Origin of the sequence: Streptomyces marokkonensis (genome assembly GCF_008312835.1) — a bacterium.
GTDB classification, from domain to species: Bacteria; Actinomycetota; Actinomycetes; order Streptomycetales; family Streptomycetaceae; genus Streptomyces; species Streptomyces marokkonensis_A.
Genome location: NZ_VSKS01000003.1, coordinates 256,706 through 278,360, shown reverse-complemented (window position 1 = coordinate 278,360; position 21,655 = coordinate 256,706). Strand labels below are relative to the sequence as shown.

General features: G+C 73.7%; 22 protein-coding genes. 9 read left to right on the top strand and 13 right to left on the bottom strand.

Annotated elements, in window-relative coordinates:
- Positions 1–43: 43 nt before the first annotated feature.
- The 3 genes from F1615_RS06945 to pdhA are packed head-to-tail and all read right to left on the bottom strand — an operon-like array spanning position 44 to position 3,608.
- On the bottom strand, positions 44–1,465 hold the full coding sequence (locus tag F1615_RS06945) for a dihydrolipoamide acetyltransferase family protein (protein ID WP_149547982.1): 1,422 nt from the start codon (positions 1,463–1,465) through the stop codon (positions 44–46).
- Complete coding sequence (locus F1615_RS06940) at positions 1,465–2,469, bottom strand: alpha-ketoacid dehydrogenase subunit beta (RefSeq protein WP_149547981.1); 1,005 nt, start codon at positions 2,467–2,469, stop codon at positions 1,465–1,467. Before F1615_RS06940 ends, F1615_RS06945 begins: the two co-directional genes overlap by 1 nt.
- Complete coding sequence (gene pdhA / locus F1615_RS06935; RefSeq protein ID WP_149547980.1) at positions 2,469–3,608, bottom strand: pyruvate dehydrogenase (acetyl-transferring) E1 component subunit alpha; 1,140 nt, start codon at positions 3,606–3,608, stop codon at positions 2,469–2,471. The genes F1615_RS06940 and pdhA overlap by 1 nt, the downstream gene beginning before the upstream one ends.
- A 185-nt stretch (positions 3,609–3,793) precedes the next feature.
- Between pdhA and F1615_RS06930 the strand changes: the two genes are divergently transcribed.
- Positions 3,794–4,279, top strand: coding sequence for an Lrp/AsnC family transcriptional regulator (locus F1615_RS06930; protein WP_149548230.1), 486 nt, complete (start codon positions 3,794–3,796; stop codon positions 4,277–4,279).
- Between the two features lie 37 nt (positions 4,280–4,316).
- Here F1615_RS06930 and F1615_RS06925 read toward each other — a convergent pair whose 3' ends face one another.
- Both F1615_RS06925 and F1615_RS06920 read right to left on the bottom strand, forming a co-directional pair.
- Positions 4,317–4,907: a TetR/AcrR family transcriptional regulator gene (locus F1615_RS06925; RefSeq protein WP_149547979.1), complete on the bottom strand. Its 591-nt coding sequence runs from the start codon at positions 4,905–4,907 to the stop codon at positions 4,317–4,319.
- Positions 4,904–6,418, bottom strand: coding sequence for a 3-hydroxyacyl-CoA dehydrogenase (locus tag F1615_RS06920; protein ID WP_149547978.1), 1,515 nt, complete (start codon positions 6,416–6,418; stop codon positions 4,904–4,906). Before F1615_RS06920 ends, F1615_RS06925 begins: the two co-directional genes overlap by 4 nt.
- A gap of 161 nt (positions 6,419–6,579) precedes the next feature.
- On the opposite strand from F1615_RS06920, the gene paaN reads away from it, so the two are divergent.
- Positions 6,580–8,271, top strand: a complete 1,692-nt coding sequence (gene paaN / locus F1615_RS06915) for a phenylacetic acid degradation protein PaaN (RefSeq protein WP_149547977.1) — start codon at positions 6,580–6,582, stop codon at positions 8,269–8,271.
- Positions 8,272–8,283: 12 nt separating this feature from the next.
- On the opposite strand, the gene F1615_RS06910 is transcribed toward paaN, so the two are convergent.
- From F1615_RS06910 to F1615_RS06900, 3 genes are read right to left on the bottom strand one after another with little or no spacing between them, the layout of a single operon-like run.
- Entirely contained in the window at positions 8,284–9,069 is a 786-nt protein-coding gene (locus tag F1615_RS06910) for a TrmH family RNA methyltransferase (RefSeq protein WP_149547976.1), read from the bottom strand.
- Between the two features lie 10 nt (positions 9,070–9,079).
- Positions 9,080–10,327 carry an HTTM domain-containing protein gene (locus F1615_RS06905; RefSeq protein WP_149547975.1) on the bottom strand — a complete coding sequence of 416 codons (1,248 nt, stop codon included), beginning with the start codon at positions 10,325–10,327 and terminating at the stop codon, positions 9,080–9,082.
- Positions 10,324–11,265 (bottom strand): DUF5819 family protein, encoded by a 942-nt coding sequence (locus F1615_RS06900; protein ID WP_149547974.1) that lies wholly within the window; start codon positions 11,263–11,265, stop codon positions 10,324–10,326. The genes F1615_RS06905 and F1615_RS06900 overlap by 4 nt, the downstream gene beginning before the upstream one ends.
- A gap of 315 nt (positions 11,266–11,580) precedes the next feature.
- On the opposite strand from F1615_RS06900, the gene paaA reads away from it, so the two are divergent.
- The 5 genes from paaA to F1615_RS06875 are packed head-to-tail and all read left to right on the top strand — an operon-like array spanning position 11,581 to position 15,200.
- On the top strand, positions 11,581–12,594 hold the full coding sequence (paaA, locus tag F1615_RS06895) for a 1,2-phenylacetyl-CoA epoxidase subunit PaaA (protein ID WP_149547973.1): 1,014 nt from the start codon (positions 11,581–11,583) through the stop codon (positions 12,592–12,594).
- Positions 12,591–12,878 carry a 1,2-phenylacetyl-CoA epoxidase subunit PaaB gene (paaB, locus tag F1615_RS06890; protein ID WP_149547972.1) on the top strand — a complete coding sequence of 96 codons (288 nt, stop codon included), beginning with the start codon at positions 12,591–12,593 and terminating at the stop codon, positions 12,876–12,878. The genes paaA and paaB overlap by 4 nt, the downstream gene beginning before the upstream one ends.
- Positions 12,875–13,609, top strand: a complete 735-nt coding sequence (gene paaC, locus F1615_RS06885) for a 1,2-phenylacetyl-CoA epoxidase subunit PaaC (RefSeq protein ID WP_149547971.1) — start codon at positions 12,875–12,877, stop codon at positions 13,607–13,609. Before paaB ends, paaC begins: the two co-directional genes overlap by 4 nt.
- Positions 13,603–14,142: a 1,2-phenylacetyl-CoA epoxidase subunit PaaD gene (gene paaD / locus F1615_RS06880; RefSeq protein ID WP_149547970.1), complete on the top strand. Its 540-nt coding sequence runs from the start codon at positions 13,603–13,605 to the stop codon at positions 14,140–14,142. The genes paaC and paaD overlap by 7 nt, the downstream gene beginning before the upstream one ends.
- Complete coding sequence (locus tag F1615_RS06875; protein WP_149547969.1) at positions 14,142–15,200, top strand: 2Fe-2S iron-sulfur cluster-binding protein; 1,059 nt, start codon at positions 14,142–14,144, stop codon at positions 15,198–15,200. The genes paaD and F1615_RS06875 overlap by 1 nt, the downstream gene beginning before the upstream one ends.
- A gap of 11 nt (positions 15,201–15,211) precedes the next feature.
- Here F1615_RS06875 and F1615_RS06870 read toward each other — a convergent pair whose 3' ends face one another.
- From F1615_RS06870 to F1615_RS06855, 4 genes are all read right to left on the bottom strand, one after another.
- On the bottom strand, positions 15,212–15,541 hold the full coding sequence (locus tag F1615_RS06870; RefSeq protein WP_149548229.1) for a rhodanese-like domain-containing protein: 330 nt from the start codon (positions 15,539–15,541) through the stop codon (positions 15,212–15,214).
- A gap of 52 nt (positions 15,542–15,593) precedes the next feature.
- Positions 15,594–16,433 carry a J domain-containing protein gene (locus F1615_RS06865; protein ID WP_149547968.1) on the bottom strand — a complete coding sequence of 280 codons (840 nt, stop codon included), beginning with the start codon at positions 16,431–16,433 and terminating at the stop codon, positions 15,594–15,596.
- Entirely contained in the window at positions 16,414–18,030 is a 1,617-nt protein-coding gene (locus F1615_RS06860) for a DUF2252 domain-containing protein (RefSeq protein ID WP_244328654.1), read from the bottom strand. Before F1615_RS06860 ends, F1615_RS06865 begins: the two co-directional genes overlap by 20 nt.
- Before the next feature lie 115 nt (positions 18,031–18,145).
- A complete protein-coding gene (locus F1615_RS06855; protein WP_149547967.1) occupies positions 18,146–18,799 on the bottom strand; it encodes a ScbR family autoregulator-binding transcription factor in 654 nt (217 codons plus the stop codon).
- 246 nt (positions 18,800–19,045) lie between these two features.
- On the opposite strand from F1615_RS06855, the gene F1615_RS06850 reads away from it, so the two are divergent.
- Complete coding sequence (locus tag F1615_RS06850; RefSeq protein WP_149547966.1) at positions 19,046–20,005, top strand: ScbA/BarX family gamma-butyrolactone biosynthesis protein; 960 nt, start codon at positions 19,046–19,048, stop codon at positions 20,003–20,005.
- Positions 20,002–20,928 (top strand): NAD-dependent epimerase/dehydratase family protein, encoded by a 927-nt coding sequence (locus F1615_RS06845; RefSeq protein ID WP_149547965.1) that lies wholly within the window; start codon positions 20,002–20,004, stop codon positions 20,926–20,928. The genes F1615_RS06850 and F1615_RS06845 overlap by 4 nt, the downstream gene beginning before the upstream one ends.
- A gap of 73 nt (positions 20,929–21,001) precedes the next feature.
- Here F1615_RS06845 and F1615_RS06840 read toward each other — a convergent pair whose 3' ends face one another.
- Positions 21,002–21,634 carry a response regulator transcription factor gene (locus F1615_RS06840; RefSeq protein WP_149548228.1) on the bottom strand — a complete coding sequence of 211 codons (633 nt, stop codon included), beginning with the start codon at positions 21,632–21,634 and terminating at the stop codon, positions 21,002–21,004.
- Positions 21,635–21,655 lie beyond the last annotated feature (21 nt).

Below are 21,655 nucleotides of genomic sequence, written 5' to 3'. Positions count from 1 at the left end.
GGCACGCGGACGCGGTCGGGGAGACCGGGGAGCGCAAGCGGACTCACAGCGTCCGCAGCAGCACCGCCGGTTGCTCCACGCAGTCCGCCACGTACCGCAGGAAGCCTCCCGCCGTACCGCCGTCGCAGACCCGGTGGTCGAAGGTGAACGAGAGCTGCACGACCTGCCGCACCGCAAGCTCGCCCTCGTGCACCCACGGTTTGGGGACGATGCGGCCGACGCCGAGCATGGCGGCCTCGGGGTGGTTGATGATCGGTGTGGAGCCGTCGACGCCGAACACGCCGTAGTTGTTCAGCGTGAAGGTGCCGCCCGTGAGTTCCGCCGGTGTCAGCGTCCCGGCCCGGGCCGCCTCGGTCAGCCGCGCGAACTCCGCCGTGAGCGACTCCGCGTCCCGGGCGTGCGCGTCACGGACGACGGGGACGACGAGCCCCCGGTCGGTCTGCGCGGCGAAGCCGAGGTGCACCTCGTCGTAGCGGACGATCTCCCTGGCCCCGGTGTCCACCGAGGAGTTGAGCTCGGGGAAGCGGGCGAGCGCGGCGGTGCAGATCCGGGCCAGCAGGGCGAGGACGGAGATCTTCGGCCCGCCGGCCGCGTTCATGGCGGCCCGCGTCCGCATCAGTTCGGTCGCGTCGGCGTCCACCCAGCAGGTCGCGTCCGGTATCTCGGTGCGGCTGCGGGACAGCTTGTCGGCGACGGCACCGCGGATGCCCTTGAGCGGGACCCGGGTGACGGCCGGCGTGCCCGGGGCGGCCTGCGTGGCCGGGGCGGCCGGCGCGGGCGCCGGGGCGGCCTGCGTGAGCGGCTCGTCGGTCCTTGCGCCCGTGCGGCCCCGCGTGGCGGCGGCGCGCAGGGCGTACTCCACGTCCGCCCGCAGGATCAGCCCGTCGGGCCCGGAACCGGTCATCTCCCGCAGGTCCAGGCCGTTCTGCCGGGCCAGCCTGCGCACCAGCGGGGAGATCACCGGGACGGGGCCGTCCGCGCCGCCGGGGGCGCCGGCCCGCGTGTCGGCCGGCTCCGCCGGCTTCGTCGTCCCGGTGGGCCTCAACCGCCCGTTCGCCGCGGGTGCGGCGGACGCGGCAGGCGCGGACTCCGCCGGACGGATCCGGCGGCGACGGGCCGGCGCCCGGGAGGTGCCGTAACCGACCAGGACGTTGCCGGAGCCCTCGGCGGCCGGTGCCGGCGCTCCCTCGGAACCGGTGGCCGGGCGGTCCTCGGCCGCCTCCCCCACCGCCACCGTCAGCAGCGGGGCGCCGACGGGCAGTTCGGTGCCCTCGGCGCCGAAGCGGGCCGTGACCACGCCGCCGTAGGGGCAGGGCACCTCCACCATCGCCTTGGCCGTCTCGACCTCGACGACCGGCTGGTCCACGGCGACGACATCGCCGACCTCGACCAGCCAGCGCACGATCTCCGCCTCGGTGAGCCCCTCACCGAGGTCGGGCAGCTTGAACTCCAGCACCTGTGCCATCAGCTCTCGGCCTCCCACTGCAGGCGCCCCACGGCGTCCAGGATCCGGTCCACACCGGGCAGGTGGTGGCGCTCCAGCATCGGCGGCGGATACGGCAGGTCGAACCCGGCCACACGCAGCACCGGCGCCTCCAGGTGGTGGAAGCAGCGCTCCGTGACCCTGGCCGCGATCTCCCCGCCCGGGCCGCCGAAGCCACCCGACTCGTGGACCACGACCGCGCGTCCCGTCCGCCGTACCGAGGCGCACACCGTCTCGTCGTCGAACGGCACCAGCGAGCGCAGATCGACGACTTCCAGGTCCCAGCCCTCGGCCCGGGCCGCCTCGGCCGCCTCCATGCAGACGGGTACGGACGGCCCGTAGGTGATGAGCGTGGCGCTCCGGCCGGAGCGCCGCACCACCGCACGGCCTATGGGTTCAACGGTCGTCGGCTCCTCCGGGTTCCAGGAGTCCTTCGACCAGTACAGCCGCTTGGGCTCCAGGAAGACGACCGGGTCGTCGGAGGCGATGGCGGCGCGCAGCAGCCCGTAGGCGTCCGCGACGGTCGCCGGCGTGACGACATGGAGCCCCGGAGTCGCCATGTAGTACGCCTCGGAGGAGTCGCTGTGGTGCTCGACCCCGCCGATGCCGCCGCCGTAGGGGACGCGGATGGTGAGCGGGAGGGGCATCTTCCCGCGCGTGCGGTTGCGCATCTTCGCGACGTGCGAGACGAGCTGCTCGAACGCCGGGTAGGCGAACGCGTCGAACTGCATCTCCACGACCGGCCGCAGCCCGTACATGGCCATGCCCACGGCCGTGCCGAGGATGCCCGCCTCGGCCAGCGGCGTGTCCGTGCAGCGGTCCTCGCCGAACTCCTTGGCGAGTCCGTCGGTGACCCGGAAGACACCGCCGAGGGTGCCGACGTCCTCGCCCATGACGTGCACGGACGGGTCGGCGGCCATGGCGTCGCGCATGGCGCGCGTGAGGGCCTGCGCCATGGTGGCCGGCTTGACGGCGACGGTGGTCATCACTGCGCCCCTTCCGGCTCGGCCTCGGCCGCCAGCTCGGCCCGCAGCTGCTCCCGCTGCTCGATCAGCTGGGGGGTGGGCTCGGCGTAGACGTGGGCGAAGAGGTCCATGGGGTCGAGCGCGGGGTCCTGGTTCATCTGCGCGCGCAGGGCGGCGGCCATGGTCTCGGCGTCCTGGCGCGCACTCTCGATGCCGGTCTCGTCGAGCAGCCCGCGCGCGGTCAGCTCCCGCTCCAGGAGCGCGATCGGGTCGTGCTGCTTCCAGGTCTCGACCTCGGCGTCGCCGCGGTAGCGGGTGGCGTCGTCGGCGTTGGTGTGGGCCTCCACGCGGTAGGTGATCGCCTCGACCAGGGTCGGACCGCCGCCCGCGCGGGCGCGGCGCACGGCGTCGGCCAGGACCTCGTGCACGGCGGCGGCGTCGTTGCCGTCGACCAGGCGGCCGGGCATGCCGTAGCCGACGGCCTTGTGGGCCAGCGACGGGGCCGCGGTCTGCTTGGCCAGCGGTACGGAGATCGCGAAGCCGTTGTTCTGGACGAGGAAGACCACCGGGGCCTGCCAGACGGCGGCGAAGTTCGGCGCCTCGTGGAAGTCGCCCTCGCTGGTGCCGCCGTCGCCGACCATGGCGAGCGCGACCACGTCGTCGCCCTTGAGGCGGGCGGCGTGGGCGAGACCGACGGCGTGCGGCAACTGGGTGGCGAGGGGGGTGCTCAGCGGCGCCACGCGGTGCTCGTGGGGGTCGTAGCCGGTGTGCCAGTCGCCGCGCAGCAGGGTGAGGGCCTCGACGGGGTCCACACCGCGCGCGACGACGGCGAGGGTGTCGCGGTAGCTGGGGAAGAGCCAGTCGCGCTCCTCGAGGACGAGCGCGGCGGCGACCTCGCAGGCCTCCTGGCCGGTGCTGGAGGGGTAGACCGCGAGACGGCCCTGCTTGGTGAGGGCGGTGGCCTGCGCGTTGTACCGGCGGCCCTTCACCAGTTCCGCGTACAGCCGGCGCAGCAGCTCCGGGTCGGCCCCGGCGGCGGCCTCGGTGCCGAGGACGCGGTACGGCTCCGCGTCCGGCAGCAGCGGCGCGGGGTCGGTACGGGGCTGCCAGGCGGGCGGCGGGGTCGGCCGGTAGGCCCCCCGCTGCTCCATGACCGTCATGACGGCACCTCCTCGTGGGATGTCGGAGGCGCGGCGTCTGTGACACGCCTCACCAACCGATTGTTCGGTCGCCGGCACATTTTGGCTACGGCTGGCACCAGGCTGTGGACAAACGGTTCTCCACAACCTGAGATGGATGCAGGACGTCCACGGCGGAGAGGTGGGGGCGGGTGGCATCTGAACAAATGGCCGAGGGCCAGGAGGGGACTGGTCCGCTTCCTCCCGCGCGGCCCCTGGACGCCATCGACCAGGACATCCTGCGGATGCTCCAGGCGGACGGCCGCGCGTCCATACGCTCGGTCGCCGAGCGGGTCCACGTCTCGCGCGCGAACGCCTACGCGCGGATCAACCGCCTCGTCGAGGACGGCGTCATCCGCGGCTTCGGGGCCCGCGTCGACCACGAGCGGGCCGGTCACGGGACGTCCGCGTACGTCACCCTGAAGATCGTCCAGAACACCTGGCGCACGGTCCGCGAGCAGCTCAGGCAGCTCCCGGGAGCCTCGCACATCGCACTGGTGGGCGGGGACTTCGACGTCCTGCTGCTGGTGCACACGCCCGACAACCGGGCGCTGCGCGAACTGGTGCTGACCCGGCTCCAGGCGATCCCCGAGGTGCTCAGCACGCGCACCCTGCTGGTGTTCGAGGAGGAGGACCTGGAGCCGCAGGGCTGAGCGGCGCCGGAGCGCCGCGGGCCGGCCCCGGGACGCCTCAGACGGCCTTGCGCAGCCCTCCGAAGGCCAGCTGGGCCACCGCGTCGGCCACCTCGCGCTCGTTCATGCCGCGCCCGTCCGGCCGGTACCACTCCACGATCGAGTTGATCATCCCGAAGACCAGCCGGGTCACCAGGCGCACCTCTATGTCCTCGCGCACGTCCCCGTCGGCCGCCGCGGCCTTCAGCAGCGCCGCCACCCGGTGGTCGAACTCGCGCCGCCGCTCCAGCGCCCACCGCTCGGTGTCCGTGTTGCCGCGCACCCGCAGCAGCAGCGTCACGTACGGCAGCTCGGCGATCAGCACCTCGACCATGCGCCGTACGACGTACTCCAGGCGCTCGGCGGCGCGCCCCGCGCACGCCTGCTCCTCGTCGAGGATGCCGAAGAGCCCGTCCAGCGCCCGGCTCACCGCGCGGCGCAGCAGTTCCTCCTTGCCGGCCACGTGGTGGTAGATCGACGACTTGGAGATGCCGGCGGCCCTGGAGAGGTGCTCCATGGAGGTGCCGTCGTAGCCGCGTTCGTTGAACACCTGGACGGCCACGGACAGCAGCGTCTCCGGGGTGTACGTGTCGCGCCTGGCGGTGGTCATGAGGTGCCCTCCCGCTTGTCCGGGGCGTAGGCGTGGCGGTACAGGGCGAGGGAGGGCGCGTAGCGGCCGGACCGGTCGCACTGGTGCAGGTTGTCCAGCACGGAGCAGGCCCAGCCGCTCCCGAGCCGGCGGCTCCACTCCAGCGGGCCCAGCGGGTAGTTCACACCCAGCCGCATCGCGGTGTCGACGTCCTCCTCGGTGGCGACGCCCTTGGCGACGGCGTCGAGGGCGAGGTCGATGATCCGGGCCACCGTCCGCGCGACGATCATGCCGGGGACGTCCCCGATGACGCTGACCTTCTTGCCGAGCGCCTGGAACAGCCCGGTCGCCTCGGCGACGGTCGCCGGGGAGGTGTTCCGGGCGTGGGACAGGGCGATCCGCGTGGCCCGGCGGTAGTCGAGCGCGAGGTCGAAGTAGACGACGTCGCGGAACTCCACGGAGGTCTGGCCGTCGGCGAGCACCAGCTGGCCGCCGCCGGGCAGCACCAGGCGGGTGCCGTTGTCCTCGTCCTCCTCGCGCACCTCGATGCCCGCCTCGCGGATCAGGGCGAGCAGCTCCGACGCGGGCCCCAGATCGCCCTCGGCGACGACGTACGCGGGCGGTCCCGCGGGCTCGGCGGTGTGCGGTTCGGGGCGCTCGGCGCCGTCGCCGTGGTCGTACCAGCCGTGTCCGGTCTTGCGGCCGAGGCGGCCGGACTCGACCAGGCGGCGCTGGGCGAGCGACGGGGTGAAGCGCACGTCCTGGAAGAAGGACTGCCACACCGAGTGGGTGACGGACTCGTTGACGTCCTGACCGATCAGGTCGGTCAGTTCGAAGGGGCCCATCCGGAAGCCGCCGGACTCGCGCAGGACCGCGTCGATGGTCGCCGGGTCGGCGCCCTGGGACTCGTACACCGCGAAGGCCTCGGCGTAGAAGGGCCGGGCGACGCGGTTGACGATGAAGCCCGGGGTGTCGGCGCAGGCGACCGGCGTCTTGCCCCAGGCGCGCGCCGTCTCGTACGCGCGCGTGGCGCAGGTGACGTCGGTGGCGAAGCCGGAGACGACCTCGACGAGCGGCAGCAGCGGCGCGGGGTTGAAGAAGTGCAGGCCCACGAAGCGGCCCGGCGCCCGCAGGGCGCCGCCGATCGCGGTGACCGACAGGGAGGAGGTGTTGGTGGCGAGCAGGCAGTCGTCGGGGACGACGTCCTCCAGCGCGCGGAACAGCTCCTGCTTGACGTCGAGACGCTCCAGGACGGCCTCGACGACCAGCGCGCAGTCGGCGAGCCCGGTGAGCTCGTCGACGGGCCGCAGACGGGCACGGGCCGCGTCCCGCTCGTCGGCGGTGAGGCGCTCCTTCTCCACCAGCCGGTCGAGCCGGGCGCCGATCGCGTCGGCGGCCTGACGGGCCCGTCCTGGAGCGGCGTCGTACAGTCGCACGGGATGGCCCGCGACCAGCGCGACCTGGGCGATTCCCTGGCCCATGGTGCCGGTGCCGACGACGGCCACGGGACTGCTGAGGTCGAGTGCTGTCATGTGCGCGATCCTCCCGCACGGGGTTGTCCACAGATGCGGCGGACCCCCTTGTCCCGACCGATCGTTCGGTTACTCTAACTCTGACCGCCCGTTCCTGACTATGTTTCCGCACCGGTCCAAGAGCTCGACGAGGAGCTCCTGAGACGAGGAGTTGGTCCCCCATGGCCGCCGAACTCACCGCGCACGAGCTGATCTCCCGGCACCGTCCCACCCTGGACCATGCGCTGGAAGCGATCCGCACGCGCGCGTACTGGTCCCCGCACCCCGAGCACCCCAAGGCGTACGGGGAGAACGGCAGCCTGGACATGGCGGCGGGCAAGGCCGCCTTCGACGCCCTGCTCGGCACCCGCCTCGACCTCGGCCAGCCGGGCACGGACGGCTGGGTGGACGGCGAGACCTCCCCGTACGGCATCGAGCTGGGCGTGAGCTACCCGCACGCGGACCTGGACGAGCTGCTGCCGGCCATGAAGTCGGGGATGCGGGACTGGCGCGACGCGGGCGCGGAGACCCGCGCGGTGGTCTGTCTGGAGATCCTCAAGCGGATCAGCGACCGGACGATGGAGTTCGCCCAGGCGGTCATGCACACCTCCGGCCAGGCGTTCATGATGGCGTTCCAGGCGGGCGGCCCGCACGCGCAGGACCGCGGCATGGAGGCGGTGGCCTACGCGTACGTGGAGCAGATCCGCACGCCCGACACCGCGGAGTGGACCAAGCCGCAGGGCAAGCGCGACCCGCTCGCGCTCACCAAGCGGTTCGTCCCGGTCCCGCGCGGCATCGGCCTGGTCATCGGCTGCAACACCTTCCCGACGTGGAACGGCTACCCGGGCCTGTTCGCCTCCCTCGCCACCGGCAACGCGGTGCTGGTCAAGCCGCACCCCCGCGCGGTGCTGCCGCTCGCGCTCACCGTCCAGATGGCCCGCCAGGTGCTCACCGAGGCCGGCTTCGACCCGAACCTGGTGGCGCTGGCCGCCGAGCGGCCCGGCGAGGGCATCGCCAGGACGCTGGCCACGCGCCCGGAGATCCGGATCATCGACTACACCGGCTCCACGGAGTTCGGCGACTGGCTGGAGAGCAACGCGCGCCAGGCGCAGGTGTACACCGAGAAGGCCGGCGTCAACTCGGTGATCGTGGAGTCGACCGGCGACTACAAGGGGATGCTGGCCAACCTGGCGTTCTCCCTGTCGCTGTACAGCGGCCAGATGTGCACCACCCCGCAGAACCTGCTCATCCCGCGCGACGGCATCACCACCGACCAGGGACCCAAGTCCTTCGACGAGGTCACCGCGGACCTCGCCAAGGCGGTCGACGGCCTGCTCGGCGACGACGCCCGGGCGAACGCGCTGCTGGGCGCGATCGTCAACCCGGACGTCAAGGCCCGCCTGGAGGCCGCCGCCGGGCTCGGCGAGGTCGCCCTCGCCTCCCGTGAGATCGCCAACCCGGAGTTCCCGGGCGCGGTGGTGCGCACGCCGGTGATCGTGAAGCTGGACGGTTCGAAGCCGGACGCCGAGGCCGCCTACATGAGCGAGTGCTTCGGCCCGGTCTCCTTCGCCGTCGCCGTCGACTCGGCCGGCGACGCGGCGGAGCTGCTGCGGCGCACGATCCGCGAGAAGGGCGCGATGACGGTCGGCGCCTACACGACCTCACCGGAGGTCGAGGAGGCCGTCCAGGAGGTCTGCCTGGAGGAGGCCGCCCAGCTCTCCCTGAACCTCACCGGCGGGGTGTACGTCAACCAGACGGCCGCCTTCTCCGACTTCCACGGCTCCGGCGGCAACCCGGCGGCCAACGCGGCCCTGTGCGACGGGGCGTTCGTGGCCAACCGGTTCCGGGTGGTCGAGGTGCGCCGGGAGGCGTAGGCCCGCCCGCCGCTACGCCGGGGCGCCCCCGGTCGTGCTCCAGTGGTACAGCGTCATGGCCACACTGGTCGCGAGGTTGTAGCTGGAGACCTGGGGGCGCATCGGCAGCGCCACCAGGTGGTCGGCCCTCGCCCGCAGCCCGGGCGAGAGTCCGCTGCGCTCGGAGCCGAAGGCGAGCAGCGCCTCGTCCGGCAGCTTCAGCGAGCGGATGTCCTCGCCCTCCGGATCGAGCGCGAAGACCGGTCCCGGCGGCAGCTCCCCGACGGTCAGCCGCTCCACGGCGGTGGCGAAGTGCAGCCCGGCCCCGCCGCGCACCACCGTGGGGTGCCAGGGGTCGAGGGTGCCGGTGGTGACGACCCCGGTCGCCCCGAGACCGGCGGCCAGCCGGATCACCGCCCCCGCGTTGCCGAGGTTGCGCGGGTTGTCCAGGACCACCACGGGCGCCGTGCGCGGGATGTGCGCCAGCTTCTCGAGGTTGCCCGCGCGGGAGGGGCGTACGGCCAGGGCGGCCACGGCGGTGGGGTGCGGGCGCGGCACGAGCGCGGCGTACGTCCCCCGGGGCACCTCGGTGAGCAGCGCCGCCAGCGCGTCCCGTACGTCCGGGGCCAGCTCGTCGGCGAGCGCGAGCGCGGCGTCCCGGTCCGCGGCGATCGCCACCGGCACCTCGGCCCCGAAGCGCACCGCGTGCTTGAGGGCATGGAATCCGTCGAGCAGGACGGCGCCACCGGCCAGACGGCGCCACGCGGACACCGGGTCGGCCGGATCCTCGGGCCGGGCGGTGCGGGCGGGGTCGTTCATGGCGTGCAGCCTACGTGCGCGGGCTCGGCACCGCGCCGGGTGCCGGGGCCGCCTTCGGCGGGGCCTCCCCGTCAGGGGGGTCGGCCGGGGAGCGCGGTCCCGGCACCGGTGGCCCGCCCCGGCGCGGGCGCAGTCGTCCACGCGCGCGTGCCGTCAGGTCGCCCAGGCGGCGCAGGAAGGACGTCGGCAGGAAGACCGCGTCGGCCGCGATCATCGCCAGGGAGAAGAAGGGCAGCCCGAGCACGACGGCGATCACCGCGTGCTCGAGAATCATGAAGGTCAGCAGGACGTTCTTGACCCGCCGGTTGAACAGCGTGAACGGGAAGGCGACCTGCACGGCGACGGTCGCGTAGGTCACCAGCATCACGAGGGTGCCGCTGGCCGACAGCAGGTCCGCGAGAGCCGGCCAGGGGGAGAAGTACTCCAGGTGGAGCGGGTAGTAGACCGCGGTACCGTCCTGCCAGCGGGAGCCCTGGACCTTGTACCACCCGGCCGTGGCGTAGATCAGGCACGCCTCCGCCATGATCACGAGCAGCGCGCCGTTGTGCACGGTGTTCGCGACGACGTCCAGCAGGATCCGCGGCTGCCCGGTCCTCGCGCGACGGCCGACCAGCCACCACAGCGCCTGCGCGAGCCATACGGCCCACAGCAGCGCCGGTATGAACCAGTCACCGTCCATCCGGCCCGCCAGCGTGGCCAGGAGCAGCAGGAAACCGAGCACGCTCCACAGGGCCGGCCCGACCCGGTCGCGCGGCCGCTCGCCCCGCGCGCGTGCCTGCGCCGAGCGGCGCGCCCGCCGCGCGTCGAGCGACCAGACCTGGCCGCAGCGGGTGAACACCAGGTAGATCGACATCAGGTGGAGGACGTTGTCGCCGCCGTCCCCCATGAACACGCTGCGGTTCTGCAGTGCCAGCACGCCCACCATGAACAGCACCGACATGGTGCGGGTGCGCCAGCCCAGCAGCAGCAGGAAGCTCCACAGCACGGCCAGCGCGTAGACGGCCTCGAACCAGAGCCGGCTGTCCGACCAGAGCAGCACGGTGAAGGCGTCGTTCGTCGTGACCAGCTGGTCGGCGAGGTCCCATTCCCAGGGCCCGTCGGGGCCGTACAGCTCCTGGCGGTGGGGGAACTCGCGCAGCAGGAACAGCAGCCAGGTCAGGCTGAAGCCGATCCGGATCACGGCGGTCTGGCAGGGGCCGAGCGCGGAGTCGGCGACGCGGGCGATCACCCGCGAGAGCGCCGACGGGAGCCGGTTCACCCGATGCCTCCCCGGTTCTCGTCCTCGGGCACGGACCACCAGGGCAGGACCCGGTACGCGGGGGCGGTGGAGATCTTCTCCCCGCTCCAGTCCGGGGGCGGCACGTTGGTGGTGCGCGAACGGACCTGGACCCGCGCGACGACGCCGTCCGGGCCGGCGGCGTCCGCGCGGTCGAGGCGCATCACCGTGATCCGGCGCAGGTACGCCTCGGACAGCGCTCCGCGCAGGCCCACCGGGCGGCCGTCGTCGTCGTGCGTGGAGACGAAGAAGTCCCAGGCGCGGCGCAGTTCGTTCTGCTGGGTGTGGCTGGGCGCCGGGTTGCCGTCGATGGCCCGCCCGTCCTGCGCCGACAGGTCGTACCAGCCGGTGGTCCGTGACGACCCGTCCGCGGTACGGATCTCGGCGCGCACCTGCACGGCGATGTTCTGCTGCAGGGGGTTCGGCGCGAACAGCTTCCAGTTCTGCTCGAACTCCGGGTAGATCCAGCTCTCGATCGTCTCGCGGTGCTGCTTGCTGACCGTGTTCAGGGGCGCGACGTGCAGGAACGTCAGCCCCAGGTGCGCGCAGACCCCGACGGCGACGACCGCGAGCGCCACCGCGGCGCCGATCCGGTAGCGCGTGGAGAGGGCGGCGACGCCGGTAGGGGGTCCGGCGGACGGGCCGGTCCCGGAGCCGGTTCCGGTGCCGGGGTGGGCTTCGGGACCGGTGTCGGGCTCGGGGCCGGCGTCGGGCTCGGGACCGGTGTCGGTCTCGGGACCGGTGCCGGGGGTGTGCGGTCCGGGTGGGCCGTCCGCCGGGCACGCGGAGCCGGACGGCGGGGTTCCGGGGGCCGGTGGACGGGCCGGGGGAAGAGGGCCGGGCGGGGCGGGGCGCGGGTCCGGCACGCCCCGCCCGGCAGGCCCGTGCCGGGCGTCCGAGCCCTTGTCGTACGCGTTCATCCCGCCCCGATCCACCGATCCCGGTCCGTCACTGCTTCCGCCCCCGCCGCGAGGGCTCCGTAGGCGCCCGCGCGTCCGCTCCGCCGCGTCGCACGGAACGGTACTCAGCGCCGGCCGCCCGGGCACAGTCCCCTCGGGACCCCGGTTCCGTGGCCGTCACCACATCGCGGTCCGGGCACCGTCGTCCGCAGACGGCACCCGCAGGTTATCCACAGCGGTTGACACCTCGCGGCGCCCGTCTCACCATGGAATCGCACGAACCGAACGATCGGTCGGGAGCGTGCTCCGGGAAGCATTCAGGTCGAGGGGGACCTCATGGCGACAGCAGCCGCCCGCGACACGGCCGGCGGCCGGGCGTTCGACGCGCGGGCCGACGCGGACGACACCGCGGGCCACGAGCGGGTATTCGACGCGGCGGTCGCCGCCGACGAGCGGATCGAGCCGCGCGACTGGATGCCGGACGCCTACCGGGCCACGCTCGTCCGGCAGATCGCGCAGCACGCGCACTCCGAGATCATCGGCATGCAGCCGGAGGCCAACTGGATCACCCGCGCGCCCTCGCTGCGCCGCAAGGCGATCCTGATGGCCAAGGTGCAGGACGAGGCCGGCCACGGCCTCTACCTCTACAGCGCCGCCGAGACACTCGGCACCAGCCGCGAGGAGCTGCTCGACAAGCTGCACTCCGGCCGCCAGAAGTACTCCTCGATCTTCAACTACCCCACGCTGACCTGGGCGGACGTCGGCGCCATCGGCTGGCTCGTGGACGGCGCGGCGATCACCAACCAGGTGCCTCTGTGCCGCTGCTCCTACGGCCCCTACGCACGCGCCATGGTCCGCATCTGCAAGGAGGAGTCCTTCCACCAGCGCCAGGGCTACGAACTGCTGCTGGCCCTCAGCAAGGGCACCCCTGAGCAGCACGCGATGGCACAGGACGCGGTGGACCGCTGGTGGTGGCCGTCCCTGATGATGTTCGGCCCGCCCGACGACGAGTCCCAGCACTCCGCGCAGTCGATGGCCTGGAAGATCAAGCGGCACTCCAACGACGAGCTGCGCCAGCGCTTCGTCGACATCTGCGTCCCCCAGGCCGAATCCCTCGGCCTCACCCTCCCCGACCCCGACCTGAAGTGGAACGAGGAGCGCGGGCACCACGACTTCGGCCCGATCGACTGGGCGGAGTTCTGGGACGTCCTCAAGGGCAACGGCCCGTGCAACGAACAGCGGCTGACCCGGCGCAGGCGGGCCCACGAGGAGGGCGCCTGGGTCAGGGAGGCGGCAGCGGCCCACGCGGCCAAGCACATGAACGGCGAGACAGGAGCGACGCGAGCATGACCCACACCGACTGGCCCCTGTGGGAGGTCTTCGTGCGCTCGCGCCGCGGGCTGTCCCACACCCACGCCGGCAGCCTGCACGCGCCCGACGCGGAGCTCGCCCTGCGCAACGCCCGCGATCTGTACACCCGGCGCGGCGAGGGCGTCTCGATCTGGGTCGTGCCGTCGGCCGCGGTCACCGCCTCCTCGCCCGACGAGAAGGACCCGTTCTTCGATCCGTCCGCCGACAAGCCCTACCGGCACCCCACGTTCTACGAGATCCCCGAGGGGGTGCAGCACCTGTGACGACGACATCCGCCAAGGACACCGCCCTCACCGCGGCCGCGCTCGCCCTCGGTGACGACGCGCTGGTGCTCTCCCACCGCCTGGGCGAGTGGGCCGGCCACGCCCCGGTCCTGGAGGAGGAGGTCGCCCTCGCCAACATCGCGCTGGACCTGCTCGGCCAGGCCCGGGTGCTGCTGTCGATGGCCGGAGACGAGGACGAACTGGCCTTTCTGCGCGAGGAGCGCGCCTTCCGCAACCTCCAGCTGGTGGAGCAGCCGAACGGCGACTTCGCCCACACCATCGCCCGCCAGCTGTTCTTCTCCGCCCACCAGTACCTCCTGTACGGGGAACTCGCCTCCGGGGACGGCCCGTTCGCCCCGCTGGCCGGCAAGGCCGTGAAGGAGACCGCCTACCACCGCGACCACGCCGAGCAGTGGACGCTGCGGCTGGGCGACGGCACGGACGAGAGCCACACGCGGATGCAGCGGGCCGTGGACGCGCTGTGGCGCTACACCGGCGAGATGTTCCAGCCGGTCGAGGGCGTCGACGTCGACTGGACCGGCCTGGAGACGGCGTGGCTGGAGTGGACCGGAGAGGTCCTGCGCCGCGCCACGCTCACGGTGCCCGAGGGCCCGCGCACGGGAGCGTGGGCGGCCGGCGCGGGCCGTCAGGGCCTGCACACCGAGCCCTTCGGCCGGATGCTCGCCGAGATGCAGCACCTGCACCGCAGCCACCCGGGGGCGACATGGTGACCACCACCCCGCTGGAGGCGGAACTCCTGGAGCTCGCCGGTTCGGTGCCCGACCCCGAACTCCCGGTGCTGACCCTGCGCGAGCTGGGCGTCGTGCGCGCGGTGCACGCGCGCGGGGCGGACACTGTCGAGGTCGAGCTGACCCCGACCTACACCGGCTGCCCTGCCATCGAGGCGATGAGCCTCGACATACAGAAGGTGCTGCGCGACCACGGGGTGCGCGAGGTCACCGTGCGCACGGTGCTCGCGCCCGCCTGGTCGACCGACGACATCACGGACGAGGGACGCCGCAAACTGCGGGAGTTCGGCATCGCCCCGCCCCGCGTACGGTCGGCCCCCGGGCCGGTCCGGGTGGGGCTGGGACCGACCCGGACCCGCGAGAGCGGGCCGGTCGACGAGGCCGACCCCGTCCGCTGCCCGCACTGCGGGTCCGCCGAGACCGAGCTGCTCAGCCGCTTCTCGTCCACCGCGTGCAAGGCGCTGCGCCGCTGCCTGGCCTGCCGTGAACCGTTCGACCACTTCAAGGAGTTGTGATGGCCCGCTTCCACCGGCTCCGGGTGGCCGCGGTCGACCGGCTCACCGACGACTCCGTCGCCCTCACCCTCGCCGTCCCCCCGCACCTGCGCGAGGAGTACCGGTACGTCCCCGGCCAGCACCTGGCCCTCCGGCGCACCGCCGACGGCCAGGAGATACGGCGCACCTACTCCATCTGCTCCCCCGCGCCCGACGGCGAGGCGCCGAGCACCCTGCGGGTCGGCGTCCGGCTGGTCGACGGCGGCGCCTTCTCCACGTACGCGCTCAAGGAGATCGACCTCGACGACGAGCTGGAGGTGATGACCCCGGCCGGCCGCTTCACGCTCCCTCCCGCGCCCGGCCGGTACGCGGCGATCGTCGGCGGCAGCGGCATCACCCCGGTGCTGTCGATCGTCTCGACGCTCCTCGCCCGCGAGCCAAAGGCCCGGTTCTGCCTCATCCGCAGCGACCGGACGACCGCCTCGACGATGTTCCTGGAGGAGGTCGCCGACCTGAAGGACCGCTACCCCGAGCGGCTCCAGCTGGTGACGGTGCTCTCCCGCGAGGAGCAGCAGGCGGGGCTGCCGTCCGGGCGGCTCGACCAGGAGCGGCTGGCGGGGCTGCTTCCCGCGCTGCTGCCCGTGGAGCGGGTGGACGGCTGGTTCCTGTGCGGGCCGTACGGACTGGTCGAGGGCGCCGAGCGGGCCCTGCGCGGGCTGGGGGTCGCCCGCTCCCGCATCCACGAGGAGATCTTCCACGTGGACGCCGGCACGGCACCCGTACCCACCACGCCCGCCCCCGCCCACAGCACGGTCACCGCCCGGCTCGACGGCCGCGGCGGCACCTGGCCCGTCCAGGCCGGGGAGTCCCTGCTGGACACGGTGCTGCGCAACCGGTCCGACGCGCCGTACGCCTGCAAGGGCGGGGTGTGCGGGACCTGCCGCGCCTTCCTCGTCTCGGGCGAGGTGCGGATGGACCGCAACTTCGCGCTGGAGTCGGAGGAGACCGAGGCGGGCTATGTCCTGGCCTGCCAGTCGCATCCGGTGACGGAGACGGTGGAGCTGGACTTCGACCGGTAGCGGCGGCCGCCCTACAGGACGTGCCCCGGCTGCCCGTCGTCGGTGACGACGGGGCGGCCGGCGGCCTCCCACACCTGCATGCCGCCGTGCACGTTGACGGCGTCGATGCCCTGCTGGGCCAGGTACATCGTGACCTGCGCCGACCGTCCGCCCGAACGGCAGATCACATGGACCCGGCCGTCCTGCGGGGCGGCGTCGGTCAGCTCGCCGTAGCGGGCCACGAACTCGCTGACGGGGATGTGCAGCGCCCCTTCGGCGTGGCCGGCCTTCCACTCGTCGTCCTCGCGGACGTCCAGCAGGAAGTCGCCGTCCTTGAGGTCCGCGACCTGGACCGTGGGCACACCAGCTCCAAAACTCATGCCCCCGACGCTACCCGACCGGGCGTGCGCCGCCTCAGGCCAGCAGGGCCGCCAGCTCGGCCTCGCGGTCGGTCACCTGGGCCCGCAGCCCGTCGGCGATCTCCTCCAGCAGCGCGTCGGGATCGTCCGGGGCGAGGCGGAGCATCGAGCCGATGGCGCTCTCCTCGAGGTCCCTGGCGACGAGCGTGAGCAGTTCCTTGCGCCGGGAGAGCCATTCGAGGCGGGCGTAGAGCTCCTCGCCGGCGCTCGGGACGCGCTTCAGCTCAGGTCCGGCGGCCCACTCCTCGGCGAGTTCCCGCAGCTCGGCCTCGCTGCCGCGGGCGTAGGCGGCGTTGACCCGGGTGATGAACTCCTCGCGGCGGGCGCGCTCCTTGTCCTCCTGCGCCAGGTCCGGGTGCGCCTTGCGGGCGAGCTCCCGGTAGAGCCTGCGGGCCTCCTCGCCGGGCCGCACCCGCTGCGGGGGGCGGACCGCCTGACCCGTGAGCATGGCCGTGGCCTCGGGGAAGAGGCCGTCACCGTCCATCCAGCCGTTCATCAGCTCCTCGACCCCGGGGATCGGCATGAGCCGGGCGCGCGCCTCGTCGGCCAGGCGCCGGTCCTCGGGATCGCCGCTGCGGGCGGCCCGGGCCTGAAGGATCCGGGCGTCCAGTTCCTCGAGGCGGGCGTACATCGGGCCGAGCTTCTGTTCGTGCAGCCGGGAGAAGTTCTCGACCTCGACGCGGAACGACTCCACGGCGATCTCGAACTCGATCAGCGCCTGCTCGGCCGCGCGTACGGCCTGCTCCAGCCGGTCCTCGGGCCGCGCCGCACCACCGCCGGGCGTCCGCTCCGCGCCGGCGCCGCCGCCACCCTGCTCACCTTCCGAGGTCGTCACCCGGACAGCGTAGGCCACCCGCCGGGGCCCCGCCCCGCTCCGGCGGCCCACTGCCCGGACGCCCCGCTAACACCCCCGTCTCCGCCGCGATCCGCCCGGAGCGCACCGCCGTCACCAGATCGGCGTGGTCCGCCTCCGTGCGGTCGGCGTAGGCGACGGCGAAGGCGGCCACCGCCTCGTCCAGCTCGTCGTTCTTGCCGCAGTAGCCGGCGATCAGCCGGGGGTCGGCGCTGTGGGAGTGGGCGCGGGCCAGCAGGGCGCCGGTCATCCGGGCGTAGTCGTCGACCTGGTCGGGGGCGAGCGCCGCCGGGTCCACGCTGCCCTTGCGGTTGCGGAACTGGCGCACCTGGAAGGGCCGGCCGTCGACCGTCGTCCAGCCGAGCAGCCCGTCGCTCACCACCTGCATCCGCTTCTGGCCGTGCACCACCCGCATGCCCTCGTGCCCGGCCTCGGGAGTGCCGAAGCCGGCCGTCGGCAGATGCGGCACCAGCGCCGAGGGACGGGCCTCCTTCACCTGGAGCACCAGGGGCTCGCCCCGGTGGTCCAGGAGCAGCACGACGTATGAGCGGGTGCCGACGCTGCCGGTTCCGACGACGCGGAACGCCACGTCGTGCACCGCGTACCGGGCGAGCAGCGGATGGCGGTCCGGCGGGAGCGTGCCGACGTACTGCTCCAGGGAGGCGGCCACCAGCGCGGCCTCGGCGTCCGGTATCCGGCGCAGTACCGGCGGCGCGTCGACGAAGCGGCGTCCGCCGTCCCCGGTCTCCTCGGTGGACTTGGCCGCGAACCGGCCGCTGGTGTTCGCACGGGCCTTCTCCGAGACCCGCTCCAGGGTGCCGAGGAGGTCGTGGGCGTCGGTGTGGGAGACCAGTTCCTCGTCCGCGATGGCGTTCCAGGCGTCCAGCGCCGGCAGCTTGGACAACAGCCGCATCGTGCGCCGGTAGGCGCCCACGGTGTCGTGGGCGGCCGCGCGGCAGGTGTCCTCGTCCGCTCCCGCTTCCCGCCCGGCGAGCACCAGCGAGGCGGCGAGCCGCTTGAGGTCCCACTCCCAGGGGCCGTGCACGGTCTCGTCGAAGTCGTTCAGGTCGATGACGAGGCCGCCGCGCGCGTCCCCGTAGAGACCGAAGTTCGCCGCGTGGGCGTCACCGCAGATCTGGGCGCCGATCCCGGTCATGGGGGTGCGGGCCAGGTCGTGGGCCATGAGGCCCGCCGAGCCGCGCAGGAAGGCGAACGGGGTGGCCGCCATCCTGCCGACCCGCAGCGGTGTCAGCTCGGGCAGCCGGCCACGGCCGGACTCCTCGACGGCGCTCACGGCGTCGGGGCGGGAGGCGTGCGGGTCGAGGGCGGCGTGCGCGTCGCGCGGGACCTTCTCGCGCAGGGCCTTGCCCTCCGCCCTGGGCGTGCCCGCGGCCGGCCACTCGGCGAAGCCGGGCACCCGCGGCAGCCGCCGCACCGGGCCCGCGTCGCCGCCCTCCGCCGCCCCGGCACCCTCTCGGGTCCCGGTCCTCCCGGCACTGAACTCGGTCACGGCAACCGCCTCCCCCGTACCCCTGCGTGCCGTACACGGACACTGCGCGCCGTACACACGCGTCGACATCGATCGTGCCGACCGTACCGCCGGTGGCCGAAACGCGTCAGACCCCTGTGGACAACGCCCGGCCTGTGGACAACCGGGTCGCCGGGCGGGGAGCCGCCGTGTGCCGCGCCGGCGCCTACCCCGCCTCCGCCACCGCCACCGTCCGCCCCTCGGCGAGCAGCCGTCCGGCGCGGTCCGGCGAGATGTCCAGGCGGGCCAGCACCGCGGGAACGGCGACGCCCGGCAGGATGTGGTGGAACAGCACGACGACCCGGTGCTCCAGGTCCTGCCGCTGGCAGCGCAGCTGTGACAGCAGCTGCACCCCCGAGAAGCTCGCGACCAGCAGTTCCGCCGTCTCCGTCGCGTCGACGTGCGGCAGCAGCTCGCCCCCCGCCTTGGCCTCGGCCAGCGTCCGGGTGGTCTGGTCGATCCACATGCCGAACGCCGGGGTGCGGTCCAGTCCCAGCGCCCCCTGGTCCAGGGCCAGTCCGACGCTCGCCCGCACCAGCGGCTCGGTCCTCAGCCGCAGCGCCAGTACCAGGCCGGAGTCGACCAGTTCCTGGAGTTTGCTCGACTGGGGCGGCAGGGAGATCGCCAGCTGCTCCTCGAACACGCCGAGGGCCAGCTCCTCCTTGGAGCCGAAGTGGAAGTAGAGCGCGCCCTTGGTGACCCCGGCCCGCTCCAGGATCTCCCCGATGGTCGCCGAGGTGTAGCCGCGTTCGTCGAAGACGGCCGCCGCCGCCTCCAGAATCGTCCGCCGGGTGCGGATCGCGCGCTCCTGTCGCGCCATCGGGTGCCTCCTGATCTGCGTGGACGCTCGTGGATCTGGTGGGTCGCACCGTGCGCTCGCCGTGAAGCAGGCGTGAAGCCGCCGTGCGGTCTGTCGCGCTGTGCGGGGCGCTCGGGCTCGAATCCGGCGATGTGGATCACCCTTGGAAAAAAACCGTCTCGTCCGTATCTTAGTGCGAACCGACCGGAGCCAGATTGCCGATCCCGGGGGTTCCTCATGCCGCAGCCGCATTCCTTGAGCACGCCCATGGAGGATCAGACCGGACGACGGGTCCCGCCCGCAATCGCCGCCGGGGCCGCCCCGTTACGCACCCGCGTCACACCGGAACTCGCCCACCGCCCCCGCGCGGCGGACGTCTTCCCGGTGGAATGGGCCCGGATCTCGGACGACCGCTTCCGCGTCACCGCGCGCTGGCCCGCCGACCACAGCTTCTTCGGCCCCGTCGACGACCGCCACCAGGATCCGATGATCGTCGGTGAAACGTTGCGCCAGACCTCGATGGCCCTCGCCCACGCCGAGTTCGGCGCCCCCGCCGACACCCATTTCGTCATGCGCGACCTGGAGATCTCCACGGATCCGGGCGCGTTGCTGCTCACCGAGGCGGCCGAGCCGGTCACCGTCGACGTCGTCTGTTCCGAGGTGCGCCGCCGGGGCCGCGGCCTGAACGGCATGCGCACGACCATGGAGTTCCGCCGCGCGGGCCGGCTCGTCGCCCGCGGCACCGGCAGCACGGGCTGCACCTCACCGGCCGCGTACCGCCGCCTGCGGGCACGCCAGTTGGCCGCCCAGGGCGCCCGAATACCGCTGCCGGGACCGGTTCCGCCCGCACAGGTGGGCCGCACCCGCGCGGAGGACGTCGTCCTCGCCCCGTCCGACCGGCCCGAGACCTGGCTCCTGCGCGTCGACACCGGGCACCCGGTGCTCTTCCCCCGCCCCAACGACCACGTCCCCGGCATGGTCCTGTTCGAGGCCGCCCGCCAGGCGGCGACCGCGGCGTCGGGCCGGCTGCCCTTCCTGCCGTCCGAACTGTCCGTCTCCTTCAGCCGCTACGCCGAACTGGACAGCCCCTGCTGGATCGACGCCGAAGTGCTCGACAAGGGCGAGGACGAGGTGACGGTACGGGTGTCGGGACGGCAGGACGACGAGCCCGTCTTCGCCGCCACCCTCACCTGCTCCCCCGGCGTCCCCGTACGGCCCCTGCCGTGACCGTCGGCCTCCTGCTCACCGGCGCGACGGGCTTCGTCGGCAGCCGGGTCGCCGCGGCGGCCCGCGAACGCCCGGGGGTCCGCGTCCGGTCGCTGTCCCGCCGGACGCCGGGCGGGCGCCCGGACCCCGGGACGGTGCCCGGTGACCTGGCCGACCCCCGTACGCTGCGCGGCAGTTGCGCCGGCGTCGACGTCCTCGTCCACTGCGCCTCCCGCGTGGGCGGCGACCCGGAGTCCGTCGCGGCGGTCAACGAACTCGGCACGAAGGCCCTGGTGGAGGAGGCCGTCCGGAGCGGGGTGCGCCGGATCGTGTACGTGAGCACCGCCGCCGTCCACGGCCGGGGCCCCTTCCGCGGCGTACGGCCCGGCGAGGCCCCGATCGCTCCCGTCTCCGCCACCAGCCGCACCCGCGCGGCGGCCGAGCGGCACGTGCTCGACGCCGGCGGACTGGTGCTGCGCCCGCATCTGGTCCACGGCGAGGGCGACCGCTGGGTGGTCCCCGGACTGGTGGGGCTGCTCCGGGAGCTGTCCGCCGCCCTCACCGGCTGCGCGGCCCTCCACTCGATGATCGACGTCGGCACCCTGGGCCGGGCGGTCGTCGCCGCGGCGCTGTCCCCGCACCACGGGCCCGGCGCCCACTACGTCGGCCACCCGGATCCCGTCCCCGCCGCGGACCTGCTCGCGGCCGTGTGCGAGCAGGTGGAGCGGCCCGGCGGCGGTGCCACGGTGGACGTGGCCACGGCCCGCGTACGGGCCGCCGCCTCCCCGCGCGCGCTGCACCACCTCGACCTGCTCACCGTCGACCACTGGTTCGCGGACGACGGCTTCTGGAAGGACCTGGACTGCTCACCGGGTGAGGGCTTCGCCCCTGCCTTCGCGCGGTCGGCACCCTGGTACCGGGCGCACCTGGCCGGCGCCGCATGAACCGTCCGTCCGGTTCGCGGCGCCCTTCCCGCGCCGGTACGCCCTCTCACGCCCGCAGCCCCGGTACGCCCTCTCACGCCCGCAGATAGGCCAGCACCGCCAGGACCCGCCGGTGCGTCCCGTCCGCCGGCGGCAGGTCCAGCTTGGTGAAGATGCTGCCGATGTGCTTGCCGACGGCCGCCTCGGACACCACCAGTTCCCGCGCGATCGCACCGTTGGACCTGCCCTCGGCGATCAGCGCCAGCACCTCGCGCTCCCGCGGCGACAGCCGCTCCAGCGGATCGCGCCGCCGGCGCAGCAACTGCCGTACGACCTCGGGGTCCACCACCGTGCCGCCGGCCGCGACCTCGCCCAGGGCGGCCACGAACTCCTCGACGTGACCGACCCGGTCCTTCAGCAGGTAGCCGACGCCCGTGCCGTCGCCCGAGTCCAGCAGGTCGGAGGCGTACCGGCGCTGGACGTACTGGCTGAGGACCAGGACGGGCAGGGCGGGCCGCTCGGTGCGCAGCCGCACGGCCGCGTGCAGGCCCTCGTCCTGGAAGTCCGGGGGCATCCGGACGTCCGTCACCACGATGTCCGGGTCGTGCTCCCCGACCCCGGCGACCAGCGCCCCGGCGTCACCGACCGCCGCGACGACCTCGTGCCCGCAGCGCCGGAGCAGACCGGTCAGGCCCTCCCGCAGCAGCACGCTGTCCTCGGCCAGCACGACGCGCAGCGCCCGGCCGTC